This is a genomic window from Enterobacter cloacae complex sp. P38RS, from assembly GCF_014930775.1.
GTDB lineage: Bacteria > Pseudomonadota > Gammaproteobacteria > Enterobacterales > Enterobacteriaceae > Enterobacter > Enterobacter bugandensis.
This window is the reverse complement of sequence record NZ_JADBRS010000019.1, coordinates 85,474-103,996: the sequence shown is the minus strand read 5'-3', so window position 1 is coordinate 103,996 and position 18,523 is coordinate 85,474. Positions and strand designations below refer to the sequence as shown.

Sequence of the window (18,523 nt, the reverse complement as noted above, 5' to 3'; positions counted from 1 at the left end):
TTATGGACAAAACAGCAGCGCTCGCCAGCGATATCCTGCAGGGGATAGGCGGGGAGAAAAATATTCAGCGTCTGGAAAACTGCATGACGCGCGTGCGCGTCGAGGTGCATAACGACGATCAGCTTGACGTGCCGGGCCTGAAGAAGCTGTCCGGCGTCAGTGGCTACGTGAAACAGGGGCAGCAACACCAGTTGATCGTCGGGCCGGGCAAGGCGGCGCAGGTTGTCGACGCCATGCGCGCGCTGATGGTCGGCGGTACAAGCGTGACGGTTGACGACGCTGAACGCACCAAAGCGCAGGCGAAGGCCAAATACAAAGCTCCCATGAGCGATGCGCTGCGACAGCTGGCAAACGTCTTTATCCCGCTGATCCCGGCGTTTATAGCTTCCGGCTTGATCACCGGGATCATCAACATCCTCAAGCGGCCAGATATTGTCGGGGATTTTGCCACGCAGTATCCGAACCTGCTGGGCATTCTCGGGATCTTCGGCAGCGCGGTGTTTGCCATTATGAACATCCTGGTCGGGGTCAATACTGCGAAGGTGTTTGGCGGCTCGCTGGCAATGGGCGGCGTGATGGCAGGGATCTTGTCCAGCCCGCAGCTGGCGCAAATCACGCTGTTTGGCGAGGCGCTCCAGCCTGGTCGCGGCGGGGTGATTGCCGTGCTGCTGGTGGTTATTCTTATGTGCTGGATCGAGAAAAAGCTACGCGCGGTTCTGCCTGGCTCGATTGAGCTGATCCTCAACCCGCTGCTGACCACGTTAATTACCGGTAGCGTCGCGATTGTGGTCCTTCAGCCACTAGGCGGGTGGATCTCTGACGCCATCGCCCACGGCGCGTCTCTGGCTATCGACCGCGGCGGCCTGCTGGTGGGGGCGGTGCTGTCAGGTACCTTCCTGCCGCTGGTGCTGACCGGCCTGCATCAGGGGCTGGTGCCGATCCACGTCGAGCTGGTGCAGGCGCACGGCTATAACGCGCTGCTGCCTATTCTCTCGATGGCGGGCGTCGGGCAGGTGGGGGCAGCGATTGCCGTCCTGATGAAAACCCGCAACGCGCGCCTGAAAAAAGTGATTAAAGGGGCGCTGCCGGTCGGGCTGCTCGGCATTGGCGAGCCGCTGATATTCGGCGTCACGCTGCCGCTGGGTAAACCGTTCCTTGCGGCCTGTCTGGGGGGCGCTGTAGGCGGGGCACTCATTAGCTACTGGAAAGTCGCCACCGTTATCACCTTTGGTCTCTCCGGTTTACCGCTGGCATTAACCATCGTGACCGGAAAAGTCATGCTCTATCTGTTAGGCTATTTAGTAGCGGTGATCGCCGGGTTCCTGTTTACCTGGCTGTTAGGATTCAACGACCCAGAGGAGTAAGGTTTGGCCAATCACGAGCGTCGCGTTGTCTTTTTCGATCTGGATGGAACGCTGCATCAGCAGGATATGTTTGGTACGTTTATGCGCTACCTGCTGCGGCGTCAGCCTCTGAACGCGCTGCTCGTCTTACCGCTCTTACCCCTCATTGGCATCGCGCTGCTGGTAAAAGGCCGGGCGGCGCGCTGGCCGATGAGCCTGCTGCTGTGGGGATGTACGTTTGGCCACAGCGAAGCGCGGCTCAAACAGCTCGAAAAGGAGTTCGCTCTCTGGTTCCGCGGCCACGTTGCCGCGTTTCCCGTGGTGCAGGCGCGCCTGACCAGCTATCTTGACGCCAACGATGCCGATATCTGGCTGATTACCGGCTCCCCGCAGACGCTGGTGGAGCAGGTCTACTTTGATACCCCCTGGCTGCCGCGCGTAAATCTTATCGCCACGCAAATCTCCCGCGGCTACGGCGGCTGGGTCCTGACGATGCGCTGTCTGGGGCATGAAAAAGTTGTCCAGCTGGAAAAACGCATCGGCACGCCGCTGCGTCTTTACAGCGGCTACAGCGACAGCAAGCAGGACAACCCGCTGCTCTATTTTTGCCAGCACCGCTGGCGCGTTACTCCCCTCGGTGAACTTCAGCAACTCGAATAGTGTTATCTGTAAGGGCTGTGTATAATGCCGCCCGCTTTTCGACTGGAGTATCAATCCTTGTCCACCTCAGAACACAATCATGAATACTGGATGCGCCACGCGCTGGCGCTGGCTCAACGGGCCTGGGACGAGGGCGAAGTGCCCGTGGGCGCGGTGCTGGTTCATAACAACCGGGTGATTGGGGAAGGGTGGAACCGTCCTATTGGCCGCCACGATCCTACCGCGCACGCCGAAATTATGGCGCTTCGTCAGGGCGGGCTGGTGCTGCAAAACTATCGTCTGCTCGATACCACCCTGTACGTCACCCTTGAACCCTGCGTGATGTGCTCCGGGGCGATGGTGCACAGCCGAATCGGTACCCTGGTGTTTGGAGCGCGGGATGAAAAAACCGGTGCGGCCGGTTCACTGATGGACGTGCTGGGTCATCCCGGAATGAATCATCAGGTGCAGACTATCGGTGGGGTACTTGCACCAGAGTGTTCGGGGCTATTAAGCGATTTCTTTCGAATGCGCCGTCAGCAGAAAAAGCAACAAAAGGCAGAATTGAAGTTGTCGGATGATTAAGCTCGTCCGGCGCCACAACCGGATAACTTTCCGCCAGCTGTTTTGCCTCTGTTGCCTCTTTCTCTTTCTCCAGCAGATAGCCGACCAGGCTAATCTGATACTTACGTATATTTTCCACGTAGGCGTAGGCTTCATGTCCGCGCGCGTAGCCATACGTCAGCTTGTTGTACCATGGCTTCTGGCTCAGCAGCGGCAGGCGCTGTTTTACGTCTGACCAGCTGTCCGGGTTTCCCTTCGTTTTCGCCGTCAGAGCCCGCGCGTCAAGCATGTGCGCGTAGCCCATGTTGTAGGCCGCCAGCGCAAACCAGATCCGTTCTTCTTCCGGCACGGTTTCCGGGACTTTAGCCATCATATCCTGCAGGTAGCGCGTCCCGCCGCTGATGCTCTGTTCCGCATCGGTGCGGTCGTTAACGCCCAGGCTCAGCGCGGTATTTTTGGTTAACATCATCAGTCCGCGTACGCCCGTTGGCGACGTGGCCTGGGTGTCCCAGTGGGACTCCTGGTACGAGATAGCCGCCAGCAGTTTCCAGTCAATCTCCTGGGCATATTTTTCGAAAAGCGGCTGCAGGTCAGGCAGGACGCTGTCAACCGCGCGCAGGAAGCTGCGGGTGTCAACGTAGTCAAAGTCATCCCCGTGGCCGAGGTACTTCTCCTCAAGTCGCGCCAGCGTGCCGTCTTCATTGATGGTGTTATAAAAATCCAGCATGGCCGCCGAGAGGGTCTGGTCATCATCCAGATGGGTAAACCAGGTCACCGGCTGTTCGTCCGTCACGTCCAGCGCCACGGCGATTTCAGGATGCACCCGCTGGAACAGGCTGATCGCCACCGAATCGGCGATGGTGTAGGGCAGTTTCTGATCTTTGACCTGCTCCAGCAGCTCCGTCGTGCCGAGTTTAGGGTCAACCGTCCAGCTCAGATCCGGGTATTTTTTCTCCTTTAACTCACGCAGGTCGTCAATCACTACGTGGCCGGGAGCAATCGTCAGCTGTTGCGCGTTGATCGAGGCAAGCGTACGCGGGCGCAGGCTCCCGACGCGATAAACCAGCTGCTGGGAAACGGAGTAGTAGGTCGGGCCCGGCTGGTAGTTCTTGCTGCGCTCGCTGTTATAGACCAGCCCGGCAGCGAGGATATCGGCGTTGTTGTTGTCCAGGTCGTCAAACAGCTGGTTGATGTTCTGGCGGACGGTAATTTTAAGCTTCACGCCCAGATAATCGGCAAACTGCTGCGCCAGCTCATAATCCAGACCAATAATTTTGCCGTTGATGTCGCTGTAAATCAGCGGAGAGTTGAGGGTACTGACGCGCAGTTCCCCCCGCTCCTGAATGGCGGCGATACGATTTTCGGCTTTGCCGAACCAGGGGATGGAAGGCCAGAGGGCCACTGCCAGCAGCAACGTTACAATGCCGATGAGCAGATAATTAATCTTTAATTTTTTCAATTAGTTAATTCTCTGCGACGCCGGTTGCCTCAGTCTGCTGTAGCCATGTTAATCATAAGGTTTGTCATTGAATGAGCGGCATTTTGCGTAAACTTGCGCCACTTGGCAACCAATTAGAGAGACAGGTCACATCTATTGTTAAACGCTGAAGTCGATTTTATTTCGACGCAAACGGTTTCGTCGGCGCTCAGGATTCTCTATAATGACGCCCGTTTTCCCCCCTTGCGCACACTGTAAGCGCCCCGGCGCTTCGAAGACGAGAGACTTATGATGGAAATTCTGCGTGGTTCGCCTGCACTGTCTGCCTTCCGTATTACCAAACTGCTGGCACGTTTTCAGGCGGCCGACCTTCCGGTAAGCAATATTTACGCTGAGTATGTCCATTTTGCTGACCTGAATGCCCCCCTGAATGCAGAGGAGCGCGTACAGCTGGAACGCCTGCTCAAGTATGGCCCAAATCTGAGCAGCCATACGCCAACCGGCAAACTGATCCTTGCGACGCCGCGTCCGGGCACCATCTCCCCCTGGTCTTCCAAAGCCACCGACATTGCCCACAACTGCGGCCTGAGCCAGATTAACCGTCTGGAGCGCGGCGTAGCGTACTACGTCGAAGCCTCTACCCTGAGCGACGCGCAGTGGCAGGCGGTTGCGGCTGAATTGCACGACCGCATGATGGAGAGCGTGTTTGCCTCTCTTGATGACGCACAGAAGCTTTTCTCCCATCATCAGCCTGCGCCGGTACAGAGCGTGGACCTGCTGGGGCAGGGCCGCCAGGCGCTGATTGACGCCAACCTGCGTCTCGGCCTGGCGCTGGCAGAAGACGAAATTGACTACCTGCAGGACGCGTTCGTTAAGCTCAACCGCAACCCGAACGACATCGAACTCTACATGTTCGCGCAGGCCAACTCTGAGCACTGCCGCCATAAGATTTTCAATGCCGACTGGATTATCGACGGCGAACAGCAGCCGAAGTCGCTGTTCAAAATGATCAAAAACACCATGGAACAAACCCCTGACCACGTGCTGTCTGCCTATAAAGACAACGCCGCGGTGATGGAAGGTTCCGAGGTGGGCCGCTTCTTCGCCGATCGCGAAGCAGGGCGCTATGACTTCCATCAGGAGCCTGCGCATATTCTGATGAAAGTGGAAACCCACAACCACCCGACGGCCATTTCTCCGTGGCCGGGTGCGGCGACCGGCTCCGGCGGCGAAATCCGTGACGAAGGGGCGACCGGTCGTGGGGCGAAACCAAAAGCGGGTCTGGTCGGCTTTTCCGTTTCTAACCTGCGCATCCCTGGCTTTGAACAGCCGTGGGAAGAAGATTTCGGCAAGCCAGAGCGCATCGTGACCGCGCTGGATATCATGACCGAAGGTCCGCTGGGCGGCGCGGCGTTTAACAACGAATTTGGCCGTCCGGCGCTGAACGGTTACTTCCGTACCTACGAAGAGAAGGTGGACAGCCACAACGGCGAAGAGCTGCGTGGCTACCACAAACCGATCATGCTGGCGGGCGGGATCGGCAACATCCGTGCCGATCACGTGCAAAAAGGCGAGATCGTCGTCGGCGCGAAGCTGATCGTGCTGGGCGGCCCGGCGATGAACATCGGTCTGGGCGGCGGTGCGGCCTCCTCTATGGCCTCCGGCCAGTCTGATGCGGATCTCGACTTCGCGTCCGTGCAGCGTGACAACCCTGAGATGGAGCGTCGCTGCCAGGAAGTGATCGACCGCTGCTGGCAGCTGGGCGATGCTAACCCGATTCTGTTCATCCACGACGTGGGCGCGGGCGGTCTGTCCAACGCTATGCCGGAGCTGGTGAGCGACGGCGGTCGCGGTGGCCGTTTCAACCTGCGCGATATCCTGAGCGATGAGCCGGGCATGAGCCCGCTCGAAATCTGGTGTAACGAATCCCAGGAGCGCTATGTGCTGGCGGTTGCGGCCGACCAGCTGCCGCTGTTTGACGAGCTGTGCCGCCGCGAGCGCGCGCCGTATGCCGTCATCGGTGAAGCGACCGAAGAGCAGCACCTGACTCTGAGCGACACCCATTTCGACAACCAGCCTATCGATCTGCCGCTGGACGTGCTGCTCGGCAAAACGCCGAAGATGACCCGCGATGTGCAGACCCGTAAAGCGGCGGGCAAAGCGCTGGATCGCCAGGGCATCACCGTGGCAGAAGCCGTTAATCGCGTGCTGCACCTGCCGGCTGTCGCTGAGAAAACCTTCCTGGTGACCATCGGCGATCGTACCGTGACCGGTATGGTGTCGCGCGATCAGATGGTTGGCCCGTGGCAGATCCCGGTGGCGAACTGCGCCGTGACCACCGCGAGCCTCGACAGCTACTACGGCGAAGCGATGGCGCTGGGTGAACGCACCCCGGTCGCGCTGCTGGACTTCGCCGCCTCTGCACGACTGGCGGTTGGTGAAGCGCTGACCAACATCGCGGCGACGCAGATTGGCGACATCAAACGTATCAAACTTTCCGCGAACTGGATGGCGGCAGCCGGTCACCCTGGTGAAGACGCTGGCCTGTATGAAGCCGTGAAAGCGGTGGGTGAGGAACTGTGCCCAGCCCTCGGCCTGACCATTCCGGTGGGTAAAGACTCCATGTCGATGAAAACCCGCTGGCAGGAGGGTAACGAGCAGCGCGAGATGACGTCTCCGCTGTCGCTGGTGATCACCGCGTTTGCCCGCGTGGAAGACGTGCGCCATACCGTTACGCCGCAGCTGGCGACCGAAGATAACGCCCTGCTGTTGATTGACCTGGGTAAGGGCCACAACGCGCTGGGCGCCACCGCACTGGCGCAGGTTTACCGTCAACTTGGCGACAAGCCAGCCGACGTGCGCGACGTGGCGCAGCTAAAAGGTTTCTACGACGCAATTCAGGCGCTGGTGGCACAGCGCAAGCTGCTGGCCTACCATGACCGTTCCGACGGCGGCCTGCTGGTGACCCTGGCAGAGATGGCCTTCACCGGCCACTGCGGCGTGGAAGCGAACATTGCAACGCTTGGCGAAGACCGCCTGGCGGCGCTGTTTAACGAAGAGCTGGGTGCGGTGATTCAGGTTCGCGCCGCAGACCGCGAGGCGGTGGAAGCGATTCTGGCGAAGCACGGTCTGGCAGACTGCGTCCACTATCTGGGGAAAGCCGTTCAGGGCGACCGCTTCGTCATTGAGGCCGACGGTCACGCCGTGTTCAGCGAAAGCCGCACCACGCTGCGCATGTGGTGGGCAGAAACTACATGGCAGATGCAGCGCCTGCGCGATAACCCGGAATGCGCCGATCAGGAGCATAACGCGAAAGCGAATGACCAGGATCCTGGCCTGAACGTGAAGCTCTCCTTCGACATCAACGAAGACATCGCTGCGCCGTACATTGCGACCGGCGCGCGTCCGAAAGTGGCCGTGCTGCGCGAGCAGGGCGTTAACTCCCACGTTGAGATGGCGGCAGCCTTCCACCGCGCGGGCTTTGACGCTATCGACGTCCACATGAGCGACCTGCTGGCCGGGCGTATCGGTCTGGAAGATTTCCATGCGCTGGTGGCGTGCGGCGGTTTCTCCTACGGCGACGTGCTGGGCGCAGGCGAAGGCTGGGCGAAGTCCATTCTGTTTAACAGCCGCGTGCGCGACGAGTTCGAGACCTTCTTCCATCGTCCGCAAACCCTGGCGCTGGGCGTGTGCAACGGCTGCCAGATGATGTCTAACCTGCGCGAGCTGATCCCGGGCAGCGAATCCTGGCCACGCTTTGTGCGCAACCAGTCCGACCGCTTCGAAGCGCGCTTCAGTCTGGTTGAAGTGACTCAGAGCCCGTCTCTGCTGCTGCAGGGGATGGTTGGCTCTCAGATGCCAATCGCCGTTTCCCACGGCGAAGGTCAGGTAGAAGTGCGCGATGCGGCCCATCTGGCGCAGCTCGAGAGCAAAGGCCTGGTGGCGCTGCGCTTTGTCGATAACTTCGGCAAGGTCACGGAAACCTATCCGGCGAACCCGAACGGCTCCGTCAATGGTATTACGGCGGTGACCAGCGAAAGCGGTCGCGCGACCATCATGATGCCGCACCCTGAACGCGTGTTCCGTACCGTGAGCAACTCCTGGCACCCGGAAAACTGGGGCGAGGACAGCCCGTGGATGCGTATCTTCCGCAACGCGCGTAAACAGCTGGGTTAAGATGTAAAGCAGGTACTTTGTAGGCCCGGTGAGCGTAGCGCCACCGGGTTTTTTTATGCGTGTCGCAAAATTGCGACAAAGATGGTATAGGGCTGTCTCCAATTGGAGACACTTAACCCATTGATTTATATATGGCCGGACAGGTTCCCGTTAAGGTGTTGCTTAATAGCGACACTTAGCCTGGAAATCATTCAGCGCACAATAAATAGATTAAACGAATAAAAGATATATATTTCAAAGTGTTAATATTTTGTTTTGCATTCTGGCATGGGTGTTGCATAATATCAACCAGTGGCTCATTCACCTTCTTATGTCAGCCCCTTCGGGACGTGCTACATAAACTTCGAATGACGCACAAAAAGGTGCCTGCCGTCCAACTACTGATCATAGCGATGCTTTATCAGGCCAGGGCGAAACGTCGAGTTAGGCACCGCCTTATTCCATAACAAAGCCGGGTTTTTACCCGGCTTTGTTGTATCTGAAGGGCAGACTCAGTTACGCTCTCCGTAAACCCCCATGAAGAGAGTAATGCGTTGAAACGCTGGCCCGTTTTTCCCCGCTCCCTGCGACAGCTCGTGATGATGGCCTTTCTGCTGATCCTGCTGCCGCTGCTGATCCTCGCCTGGCAGGCATGGCAGAGCCTCAACGCGCTGAGTGCCCAGGCGGCACTGACGAACCGCACCACGCTTATCGATGCCAGACGCAGTGAAGCGATGACCAACGCCGCGCTGGAGATGGAGCGTAGCTATCGTCAGTACTGCGTGCTCGACGATCGGACGCTGGAGAAGGTCTACCAGAGCCAGCGCAAGCGCTACAGCGAAATGCTGGATGCCCACGCGGGCGTGCTGCCGGACGACAGACTGTATCAGGCGTTACGTCAGGATCTGAACGATCTCGCGCAGCTGCAGTGCCAGAACAGCGGCCCGGATGCGGCTGCCGCCGCGCGCCTTGAGGCATTCGCCGCCGCCAATACCGAAATGGTGCAGTCAACGCGCACGGTCATTTTCTCTCGCGGCCAGCAACTGCAGCAGGAGATTGCCGAGCGCGGCCAGTTCTTCGGCTGGCAGGCGCTGGTGCTGTTCCTGGTGAGCCTCGGGCTGGTGCTGCTCTTTACCCGCATGATCATCGGCCCGGTGAAGGGTATTCAGCGTATGATCAACCGCCTGGGGGAGGGGAAATCGCTCGGGGATACGGTTGCCTTTAAAGGCCCGCGCGAGCTGCGATCCGTCGGGCAGCGCATTATCTGGCTATCCGAGCGCCTGGCGTGGCTGGAATCCCAGCGTCATCAGTTCCTGCGCCATATTTCCCATGAGCTGAAAACCCCGCTGGCCAGCATGCGTGAAGGAACGGAGCTGCTGGCGGACGAGGTGGCAGGGTCGCTTACTCCGGAGCAGAAAGAGATTGTCGAAATTCTGGACGCCAGCAGCCGCAACCTGCAAAAGCTGATCGAGCAGCTTCTGGATTACAACCGCAAGCTGGCTGACGGGACGGTGGTACTGGAAGAGGTGGAGATTGAGCCACTGGTGGATATGGTGATCTCCGCCCATAGCTTGCCGGCAAGAGCTAAAATGATGCATACCGGGGTGGAGCTGAATGCGCCGACATGCCTGGCTGAACCCATGCTATTAATGAGCGTTCTGGATAATCTTTACTCCAATGCGGTGCACTATGGTACTGAATCCGGTAACATTTATATCCGAAGTTATACGAAGGGCTCCCGGGTGTTTATTGACGTCGCAAACACCGGCACCCCGATCCCCGATGACGAAAAAACCATGATCTTCGAACCCTTTTTCCAGGGGAGTCATCAGCGGAAAGGCGCGGTAAAAGGAAGCGGTCTGGGATTAAGCATTGCTCGGGACTGCATACGACGCATGCAGGGTGAGCTAAACATTGCCACGGACGAACGTTCAGATGTTTGCTTCCGTATTGAACTGCCCCTGAGCCGGAAAAATTAATAAAATGAATCTATATCTGGTGAGTATGTCACACGTCTTTTTCCGCGCCATACGCGCGGTGTTTTCCAGCAAAGCGGGTCGCCTGAGTCTGCCCTGTTTAGTTCTGGCGGGGTGCGTTTCCCATGCGCCGCAAAGTGCGATAAGCGGTAAACAGGAAGACAAATGGCCCGATAACCAGCTGGCGGATTTCCTCTCTACCCGCTGTGAGGATATCTGGAATCTGTCAGGGCATGATGTCGAAAATAATCCGCTGTTCTGGCTGCGCGGAATAGATTGCGCCCAGCGGCTTGCGCCGGTAGACGCCCGCATGAAGGCGGCGATGCTGGATGAAGACACCTGGCAGGACGCTTTCAAGCGTGGGATTTTACTGGCCGATGCGAAAATTACACCCGTTGAACGTCGGGCCAACGTGACCCGTCTGGACACGTTTGTGATCAATCTTCCCGCACAGGTGCGCCCGGTATACCAGCTCTGGCGGGATGGGCAGACGTTACAGCTGCAGTTGTCTGAAGAGCGCTCCCGCTACAGCAAGCTACAGCAGTCAACTGACAGCGAGCTGGATACGCTGCGCCAACAGCAACAGCATTTACGTACTCAGCTGGATACCACGACGCGAAAGCTGGAAAACCTGACCGATATCGAAAGACAGCTCTCGTCGCGTAAATATCAGCCGGGTAGTTCATCTGCTGCACCGGACAGCGATATGCCGAAACAAGAGGATGTGAAGCATGACGAGCCGTAAACCAGCCCATCTCTTACTGGTGGATGACGATCCCGGCCTGTTAAAGCTGCTGGGGATGCGTCTGGTCAGTGAAGGCTACACCGTGGTGACCGCGGAAAGCGGGCAGGAGGGGCTTAAAGTCCTCAGCCGCGAAAAGATTGACCTGGTGATCAGCGACCTGCGGATGGACGAAATGGATGGCATGCAGCTGTTCGCCGAAATCCAGAAGCAGCAGCCTGGCATGCCGGTCATTATCCTGACGGCGCACGGGTCAATCCCGGATGCCGTCGCCGCAACCCAGCAGGGCGTGTTCAGCTTCCTCACCAAGCCGGTAGATAAAGACGCGCTCTACAAAGCTATCGACAGCGCGCTGGAGCACGCCGCGCCCTCCGGAGACGACGCATGGCGTGAATCTATCGTCACCCGCAGCCCGATAATGCTGCGTCTGCTTGAGCAGGCGCGAATGGTCGCACAGTCAGACGTCAGCGTGTTGATTAACGGCCAGAGCGGAACCGGGAAAGAGATCCTGGCGCAGGCGATCCACAACGCCAGCCCGCGCAGTAAAAATGCTTTTATCGCCATTAACTGCGGTGCCCTCCCAGAGCAGCTTCTTGAGTCTGAACTTTTTGGCCATGCCCGCGGCGCATTTACCGGCGCGGTAAGCAGCCGGGAAGGGCTGTTCCAGGCCGCGGAAGGCGGCACGCTGTTCCTCGACGAGATTGGCGACATGCCTGCGCCGCTGCAGGTCAAACTGTTGCGCGTACTTCAGGAGCGCAAAGTGCGCCCGTTGGGCAGCAACCGCGATATTGATATTAACGTGCGAATCATTTCCGCTACCCACCGCGACTTGCCCAAAGTGATGGCCCGCAACGAGTTCCGTGAAGATCTCTACTACCGTCTGAACGTGGTGAACCTGAAGATCCCGGCGCTGGCGGAGCGTGCGGAAGATATTCCGCTGCTGGCGAATCACCTCCTGCGCCAGGCGGCAGATCGGCATAAACCGTTCGTGCGCGCCTTTTCGACTGATGCGATGAAACGGCTGATGGCCGCCAGCTGGCCGGGTAACGTGCGCCAGCTGGTGAACGTGATTGAGCAGTGCGTGGCGCTGACGTCCTCGCCCGTTATCAGCGATGCGCTGGTGGAACAGGCGCTGGAAGGGGAGAACACGGCCTTGCCGACGTTTGCGGAAGCGCGTAACCAGTTCGAGCTGAACTATCTGCGCAAGCTGCTGCAGATCACCAAAGGCAACGTGACCCACGCGGCGCGGATGGCCGGACGCAACCGCACCGAGTTCTATAAGCTGCTCTCACGCCACGAGCTGGAAGCAAACGATTTTAAAGAGTAATGCCGTATGGTACTGTGAGCAATCGATTACGAGGCAGCTTACAGGCAAGAGTTTAAGGACCCACCATGAAAAAGATTGATGCGATTATTAAACCTTTCAAACTGGATGATGTACGTGAAGCGCTGGCGGAAGTAGGCATCACCGGGATGACCGTGACGGAAGTGAAAGGTTTTGGTCGTCAGAAGGGCCACACCGAGCTTTATCGTGGCGCAGAGTACATGGTCGACTTTCTGCCGAAAGTGAAAATTGAAATCGTGGTCAGCGACGATATCGTCGATACCTGCGTGGATACCATTATCCGCACGGCGCAGACGGGCAAAATTGGCGACGGGAAAATCTTCGTCTTTGACGTGGCGCGCGTGATCCGTATCCGTACCGGCGAAGAAGACGACGCCGCGATTTAACCATTCGCCACCCGGCGAAAAAAAAGCCCCTCGAACGAGGGGCTTTTTGCGTTACAGCACCTTATGCGGCCCGAAACATTCGTAATGAATGTTGTCTTTATTCACGCCCAGCTCAACCAGCTGCTTCGCGGCATACTGCATAAACGCCACGGGTCCACAGACGTAGAACTGCATTTCCGGCGCGCTAAACGCCCCTTCCATCTGGCTTAAATTCATCAGTCCTTCGCTGTCAAAGCGTGCGGCAGTGCGGTCTGCCTCCGTCGGCAGGCGATACCAGGTATGCGCGGTGAAACGCGGCAGGGTCGCTCCCAGCGCTTTCACGTCATCCGCAAAGGCGTGGACGTCGCCGTTCTCCGCTGCGTGGAACCAGTTAACCTGCGCGCTGTGGTTGGCTTTCGCCAGCGTATCCAGCATCGCCAGCATTGGCGTTTGGCCCACGCCCGCGGAGATCAGCGTGACCGGGATATTGGTTTCAATGGCCATAAAGAAGTCGCCCGCCGGCGCGGCCAGATGAACCACGTCGCCTACGCTCGCTTCGTTATGCAGCCAGTTGGATACCTGACCGCCGTCCTCGCGCTTCACCGCAATGCGGTAGCCTTTGCCGTTTGGTTTGCGGGTCAGAGAGTACTGGCGGATCTCCTGGTGCGGAAAGCCTTCAGGCTTCAGCCATACGCCCAGATACTGGCCCGGCTGGTAATCGGCCACCGGCTGGCCGTCAACCGGCTCAAATTCAAAACTGGTGATAAGCGCGCTGCGCGGCGTTTTCTCGACGATACGGAAGGCGCGCGTTCCTTCCCAGCCGCCGTTCTTGCTGGCGTTTTCGCTGTAGATCTGCGCTTCACGGTTGATAAACACGTTTGCCAGCACGCCGTAGGCTTTACCCCAGGCGTCCAGCACCTCCTGGCCCGGGCTGAACATTTCGTCCAGCGTTGCCAGCAGGTGAGTGCCGACGATGTTGTACTGCTCGGGTTGGATCTGGAAGCTGGTGTGCTTCTGCGCGATTTTTTCCACCGCAGGCAGCAACGCCGCCAGGTTTTCGATATTGCTGGCGTAGGCCGCGATGGCGTTGAAAAGCGCTTCACGCTGATCGCCGTTACGCTGGTTGCTCATATTGAAAATCTCTTTGAGCTCCGGATTGTGCGTGAACATGCGATCGTAGAAATGGGCGGTAAGTTTAGGGCCGGTTTCCACCAGCAGGGGAATGGTGGCTTTAACGGTAGCGATGGTTTGAGCGTCGAGCATGGCAGCTTCCTTCTGATATTACCTAATGATGTATTTTAAATGCATCTTATAAAAAATACCCATGCTTTGTAAATGGTTCTTTGCAAGATGAAAAATACGCATCACAAACCTGAAAAGAAATCCGCTGGAAATAGTGAGATCTTTATTCCTCAAACCCTTGCGTGGCGTGAAGGAAAACGTTTGCGTAAAATCGTTTGTCAAGACCTGTTATCACAGAACTATTCAGTTATACTGTTGCCCGTCGTCCAACAGGACTGCCTTTTCAGGCCAAAATTTACTTGTTAGCTGAGTCAGGAGATGCGGATGTTAAAGCGTGAAATGAACATTGCCGATTATGATGCCGAACTGTGGCAGGCTATGGAGCAGGAAAAAGTACGTCAGGAAGAGCACATCGAACTGATCGCCTCCGAAAACTACACCAGTCCGCGCGTGATGCAGGCGCAGGGCTCTCAGCTGACCAACAAATACGCTGAAGGTTACCCGGGCAAGCGCTACTACGGCGGTTGCGAGTACGTTGATATCGTTGAGCAGCTGGCTATCGACCGTGCGAAAGCACTCTTCGGCGCTGACTACGCGAACGTTCAGCCGCACTCCGGCTCTCAGGCTAACTTCGCTGTTTACACCGCGCTGCTGCAGCCGGGCGATACCGTTCTGGGTATGAACCTGGCGCAGGGCGGCCACCTGACTCACGGCTCCCCGGTTAACTTCTCCGGCAAACTGTACAACATCATTCCTTACGGTATTGATGAGTCCGGTAAAATTGACTACGAAGACATGGCTAAGCAGGCCAAAGAGCACAAGCCGAAGATGATCATCGGTGGCTTCTCTGCTTACTCCGGTATCGTTGACTGGGCAAAAATGCGTGAAATCGCAGACAGCATCGGCGCGTACCTGTTCGTTGACATGGCGCACGTTGCGGGCCTTATTGCCGCAGGCGTTTACCCGAACCCGGTTCCTCACGCTCACGTTGTGACCACCACTACTCACAAAACCCTGGCGGGTCCACGCGGTGGCCTGATCCTGGCGAAAGGCGGTGACGAAGAGCTGTACAAAAAACTGAACTCTGCCGTGTTCCCAAGCGCGCAGGGCGGCCCGCTGATGCACGTTATCGCCGCAAAAGCGGTCGCGCTGAAAGAAGCGATGGAGCCAGAGTTCAAGGTGTATCAGCAGCAGGTTGCTAAGAACGCCAAAGCGATGGTGGAAGTGTTCCTGAACCGTGGCTACAAAGTGGTATCCGGCGGGACTGAAAACCACCTGTTCCTGCTGGACCTGGTTGATAAGAACCTGACCGGTAAAGAAGCTGACGCTGCCCTGGGCCGCGCCAACATCACCGTGAACAAAAACAGCGTGCCAAACGATCCGAAGAGCCCGTTCGTGACCTCCGGTATCCGTATCGGTTCTCCGGCCGTGACGCGTCGTGGCTTCAAAGAAGCGGAAGTGAAAGAGCTGGCTGGCTGGATGTGTGACGTTCTGGACAACATCAATGACGAAGCGGTTATCGAGCGCGTCAAAGGTAAAGTTCTGGATATCTGCGCACGCTTCCCGGTATACGCATAATTCCTCTGCTTTGCAGAAATAAAAAAGGCCGCGCTTGCGGCCTTTTTTTATGGCTTAACGCCGGTCCAGGGAAATGGCCCCCGGTCCCACAATCGCCAGCAAAATAAACGCGCCAGCAATACTGACGTTCTTGTAGAAATTAATCATATTCGGCACAACCGCATCTCCGGTCATATCCCAGTAGTGGTGACCGATAATCGCCGTGCCCAGCGTATAGAAGACAAAGAGCACCGCGAGGGGGCGGGTGAAAAAGCCGAGCACGATCAGGATAGCGGCGGGAACCTCCATTACTACGGCGATAATGGCCGCCAGCATCGGCATGGGGGCGCCGAGCGACGTCATATACTGAACGGTGCCGCTAAACCCCGTCAGCTTGGGATAGCCAAAAATAATAAACAGGACAACGAGGGCAATACGGGCAATCAATAGCAGGAAGGAGCGTGAGGAGCCGAAATCGAAATAACGTAAGCTGTTCATGGCAAACGACCTCTTCAGGCGATGTCTTTTAAACGTAATACAATTTTGCCGCTCACGCCATACGCCGACCGGCTGTCCAGGACGTTAATTTATCGTTAATTTATAGCGCGCTAACGACTTGCTAAAGTGCAGGATAAACGCCAGACTATCGCCTCCATTTCGGGAGGGATTCATGGTCTTGCATTCCACGCGCTGGCTGGCGCTCAGCTACTTCACCTACTTCTTTAGCTACGGTATTTTTCTGCCTTTCTGGAGCGTCTGGCTCAAGGGAATTGGTTTGACGCCAGAAACCATTGGCATCCTGCTGGGCGCGGGGCTGGTGGCGCGTTTCCTCGGAAGCCTGCTGATTGCCCCCCGCGTCAGCGATCCCTCCTTACTGATTAAAGCGGTGCGCATTCTGGCCCTGCTGACGCTGGTCTTCGCGGCCTGCTTCTGGGTCAGCCATCAGTTTGCCTGGCTGATGGTGGTGATGGTTGGCTTTAATCTGTTCTTCTCCCCGCTGGTACCCCTGACAGATGCGCTGGCGAACACCTGGCAAAAGCAGATCACCATGGACTATGGCCGCGTGCGCCTCTGGGGATCGATTGCCTTCGTGATCGGCTCTGCGCTGGTGGGGAAACTGGTCAGCCTTTACGACTACCGCGCGATTCTGGCGCTGCTGAGTATCGGTATTGCCTCGATGCTGCTGGGAATGCTGCTGCGCCCGTCGGTGATGCCGCAAGGGGAGAGTCGCCATCAGGAGAGCGCCGGCTGGCCCGCCTGGCGGAGCCTGGTGGCCCAGAGCTGGCGTTTTCTGGCGTGCGTCTGTCTGCTTCAGGGGGCGCATGCGGCGTACTATGGCTTCAGCGCCATCTACTGGCAGGGGGCGGGCTACTCGGCCTCTGCGGTCGGTTACCTGTGGTCGCTGGGGGTGGTGGCAGAAGTCATTATTTTCGCCCTGAGCAAAAAGCTGTTCCGCCGCTTCGGCGCTCGCGATCTGCTGCTGCTTTCCGCGGTCTGCGGCGTGGCGCGCTGGGGGATTATGGGCTGGACGACCGAACTGCCGTGGCTGATTGTGGCGCAGATCCTTCACTGCGGCACCTTCACCGTGTGCCACCTGGCGGCGATGCGCTATATCGCGGCGCGCGAGGGCGGGGACGTGATCCGTCTGCAGGCGGTCTACTCTGCGGTGGCGATGGGCGGCAGCATTGCGGTGATGACGGTCTTTGCGGGCTTTCTGTATCAGCATCTGGGACACGGCGTGTTCTGGGTCATGGCGCTGGTGGCGCTCCCGGCGTTGTTTGTTCGACCGAAAGTGGCCGCACGGGCGTAGCTACGATTCCAGCATGGCGCGAATATGTTCCTGCTGCTGCGCGTTAAGTGATTCAACCGCGTGGATCAGCGGCGGCGAGAACAGCGGCAGCACGGTAGGATAGGGGGTGATAACCAGCGCGGCTTCGCGCGGTGCCCCCTCTTTCTGGAACGCCTGCAGCGTCAGATAGCGAATGTTGAGCGGCAGCAGGGTTAATTCGCGCAGCTGCTGTTCAATCACCTCCTCACAGGATTTATCCTCCCCGGTCAGCAGCACTACCTGTTTTTCATGCAGATCGGTCTCCTGCATCAGCCAGGCGCCGAAAATAACCGCTACCAGCGCCATCTCTTCATCGGAGAACCGCAGCCCAAATTCGGCTTCCAGCTCAAAGAGTGCCTCTTTCGTGGTGCGTAACAGCCGGGGATAGAGACGGTGAATTTCCTCGGGCAGGCTATTGTCGATGCCGATCTCAAACAGCGAGCGGTCCAGCGCCTGAGCCAGATGGATATACAACTGATCGGTCAGCCCCTGCTCATCGCTGAAGTTCATCCCGGTCTGGGAGCGGAAACGGGCCACCATGCGCACAATGGCGCGGCGCAGGCGCTGATCCTGCTGGTGTTTATCAAGCACCGGATCGGGCGTGCGGAGCATCATAAACAGCAGCGCCAGAAACAGCTGCTCGTCCACGTGCGCGCCCTGCGGCACGCGCCGCTTCCAGTGACGGACAATTTCCTGCGCCGTAAAATACTCTCCCCGCGACTGGGTCCAGCTGCGCTGCGCGTGGGAAAACTGCGGCGTATTCCCTAAGTGGTGCTGGATGAGGCAGTATTGCAAGTAGAGCTGTAAGAACTGGACGTCCCGGCATTCAAACTGACGCTGCAGCTTGCGTGAGCAGAAGCCGATCAGCGCCCGCAGATTAGCATCGTCGTAAAGCGGCCGCGCGATGCCGTGCTGTTTAAGCGCGGTTTTTAAGGCTGGGGTAAACTGGTGCGAGACAAACTGCGGACAAAGGCGGAGCGCCCTGCGCAGCCAGTGCAGCAGACATAAACGCTGATTCAGGGCAGTGCCTTCAATTCGGTAGCTACCGTCATGGTGCGTGACGATATCCAGCCGGTGATAGCGCTGGATTTCATCGCGCGTCTCGGCTATATCTTGCCGTGCCATGACCTCGTCCACGCCGTTGGCAGCGATTATGCTCTGTGCGGTGACGGCAGCATCGGGCAGGTAAAGCATCAAAAGCACCTGGCAGCGGCGCTGCGAACTGGAAAGCACAGATGGAATTTCAAGCGTCGTCATCATCTGTCGGGTATCCAGTGTGAATGTTTGATAAGAATAGCTAAAGGATGGGCGCTGAAAAGCGCGCCGGCA

The 18,523-nt window shown here is 57.8% G+C and carries 14 protein-coding genes; 10 read left to right on the top strand and 4 right to left on the bottom strand.

All coding sequences use genetic code 11. The features are described 5' to 3' along the window. Window positions 1-2: 2 nt before the first annotated feature. Genes IM303_RS19600 through tadA form a run of 3 tightly spaced genes read left to right on the top strand, consistent with a single transcriptional unit; the run spans window position 3 to window position 2,567 of the window. Window positions 3-1,364 carry a PTS transporter subunit EIIC gene (locus IM303_RS19600; RefSeq protein ID WP_048999417.1) on the top strand — a complete coding sequence of 454 codons (1,362 nt, stop codon included), beginning with the start codon at window positions 3-5 and terminating at the stop codon, window positions 1,362-1,364. A gap of 3 nt (window positions 1,365-1,367) precedes the next feature. Further along, window positions 1,368-2,003 carry a phosphatidylglycerophosphatase C gene (gene yfhb, locus IM303_RS19595; protein ID WP_028014089.1) on the top strand — a complete coding sequence of 212 codons (636 nt, stop codon included), beginning with the start codon at window positions 1,368-1,370 and terminating at the stop codon, window positions 2,001-2,003. 24 nt (window positions 2,004-2,027) lie between these two features. Further along, complete coding sequence (tadA, locus tag IM303_RS19590; protein WP_032644904.1) at window positions 2,028-2,567, top strand: tRNA adenosine(34) deaminase TadA; 540 nt, start codon at window positions 2,028-2,030, stop codon at window positions 2,565-2,567. On the opposite strand, the gene mltF is transcribed toward tadA, so the two are convergent. Continuing rightward, the gene (gene mltF / locus IM303_RS19585; protein WP_048999416.1) at window positions 2,455-4,005 is read right to left on the bottom strand and encodes a membrane-bound lytic murein transglycosylase MltF; all 1,551 of its coding nucleotides are present in this window, start codon (window positions 4,003-4,005) and stop codon (window positions 2,455-2,457) included. The two genes, tadA and mltF, sit on opposite strands and share 113 nt — an antisense overlap. 267 nt (window positions 4,006-4,272) lie before the next feature. On the opposite strand from mltF, the gene purL reads away from it, so the two are divergent. From purL to glnB, 5 genes are all read left to right on the top strand, one after another. Then, complete coding sequence (purL, locus tag IM303_RS19580; RefSeq protein WP_048999415.1) at window positions 4,273-8,160, top strand: phosphoribosylformylglycinamidine synthase; 3,888 nt, start codon at window positions 4,273-4,275, stop codon at window positions 8,158-8,160. Between the two features lie 533 nt (window positions 8,161-8,693). Then, on the top strand, window positions 8,694-10,118 hold the full coding sequence (gene qseE, locus IM303_RS19575) for a two component system sensor histidine kinase QseE/GlrK (RefSeq protein ID WP_127334645.1): 1,425 nt from the start codon (window positions 8,694-8,696) through the stop codon (window positions 10,116-10,118). Between the two features lie 4 nt (window positions 10,119-10,122). After that, the gene (gene qseG / locus IM303_RS19570) at window positions 10,123-10,860 is read left to right on the top strand and encodes a two-component system QseEF-associated lipoprotein QseG (protein WP_028014085.1); all 738 of its coding nucleotides are present in this window, start codon (window positions 10,123-10,125) and stop codon (window positions 10,858-10,860) included. Further along, complete coding sequence (gene glrR / locus IM303_RS19565; protein ID WP_028014084.1) at window positions 10,847-12,184, top strand: two-component system response regulator GlrR; 1,338 nt, start codon at window positions 10,847-10,849, stop codon at window positions 12,182-12,184. Before qseG ends, glrR begins: the two co-directional genes overlap by 14 nt. 65 nt (window positions 12,185-12,249) lie before the next feature. Then, window positions 12,250-12,588 (top strand): nitrogen regulatory protein P-II, encoded by a 339-nt coding sequence (gene glnB, locus IM303_RS19560; RefSeq protein WP_003860685.1) that lies wholly within the window; start codon window positions 12,250-12,252, stop codon window positions 12,586-12,588. 51 nt (window positions 12,589-12,639) lie between these two features. Here glnB and hmpA read toward each other — a convergent pair whose 3' ends face one another. Next, a complete protein-coding gene (gene hmpA, locus IM303_RS19555) occupies window positions 12,640-13,830 on the bottom strand; it encodes an NO-inducible flavohemoprotein (RefSeq protein ID WP_049001537.1) in 1,191 nt (396 codons plus the stop codon). Window positions 13,831-14,133: 303 nt separating this feature from the next. Between hmpA and glyA the strand changes: the two genes are divergently transcribed. Beyond that, entirely contained in the window at window positions 14,134-15,387 is a 1,254-nt protein-coding gene (gene glyA / locus IM303_RS19550) for a serine hydroxymethyltransferase (RefSeq protein ID WP_025757663.1), read from the top strand. 54 nt (window positions 15,388-15,441) lie between these two features. On the opposite strand, the gene IM303_RS19545 is transcribed toward glyA, so the two are convergent. Continuing rightward, the gene (locus IM303_RS19545) at window positions 15,442-15,864 is read right to left on the bottom strand and encodes a DoxX family protein (protein ID WP_049001535.1); all 423 of its coding nucleotides are present in this window, start codon (window positions 15,862-15,864) and stop codon (window positions 15,442-15,444) included. 172 nt (window positions 15,865-16,036) lie between these two features. Here IM303_RS19545 and IM303_RS19540 point away from each other — a divergent pair, with 172 nt between their 5' ends. Then, a complete protein-coding gene (locus tag IM303_RS19540) occupies window positions 16,037-17,176 on the top strand; it encodes a 3-phenylpropionate MFS transporter (RefSeq protein WP_049001534.1) in 1,140 nt (379 codons plus the stop codon). Here IM303_RS19540 and csiE read toward each other — a convergent pair whose 3' ends face one another. Then, window positions 17,177-18,454 (bottom strand): stationary phase inducible protein CsiE, encoded by a 1,278-nt coding sequence (csiE, locus tag IM303_RS19535; protein ID WP_049001532.1) that lies wholly within the window; start codon window positions 18,452-18,454, stop codon window positions 17,177-17,179. Between the last annotated feature and the right edge of the window lie 69 nt (window positions 18,455-18,523).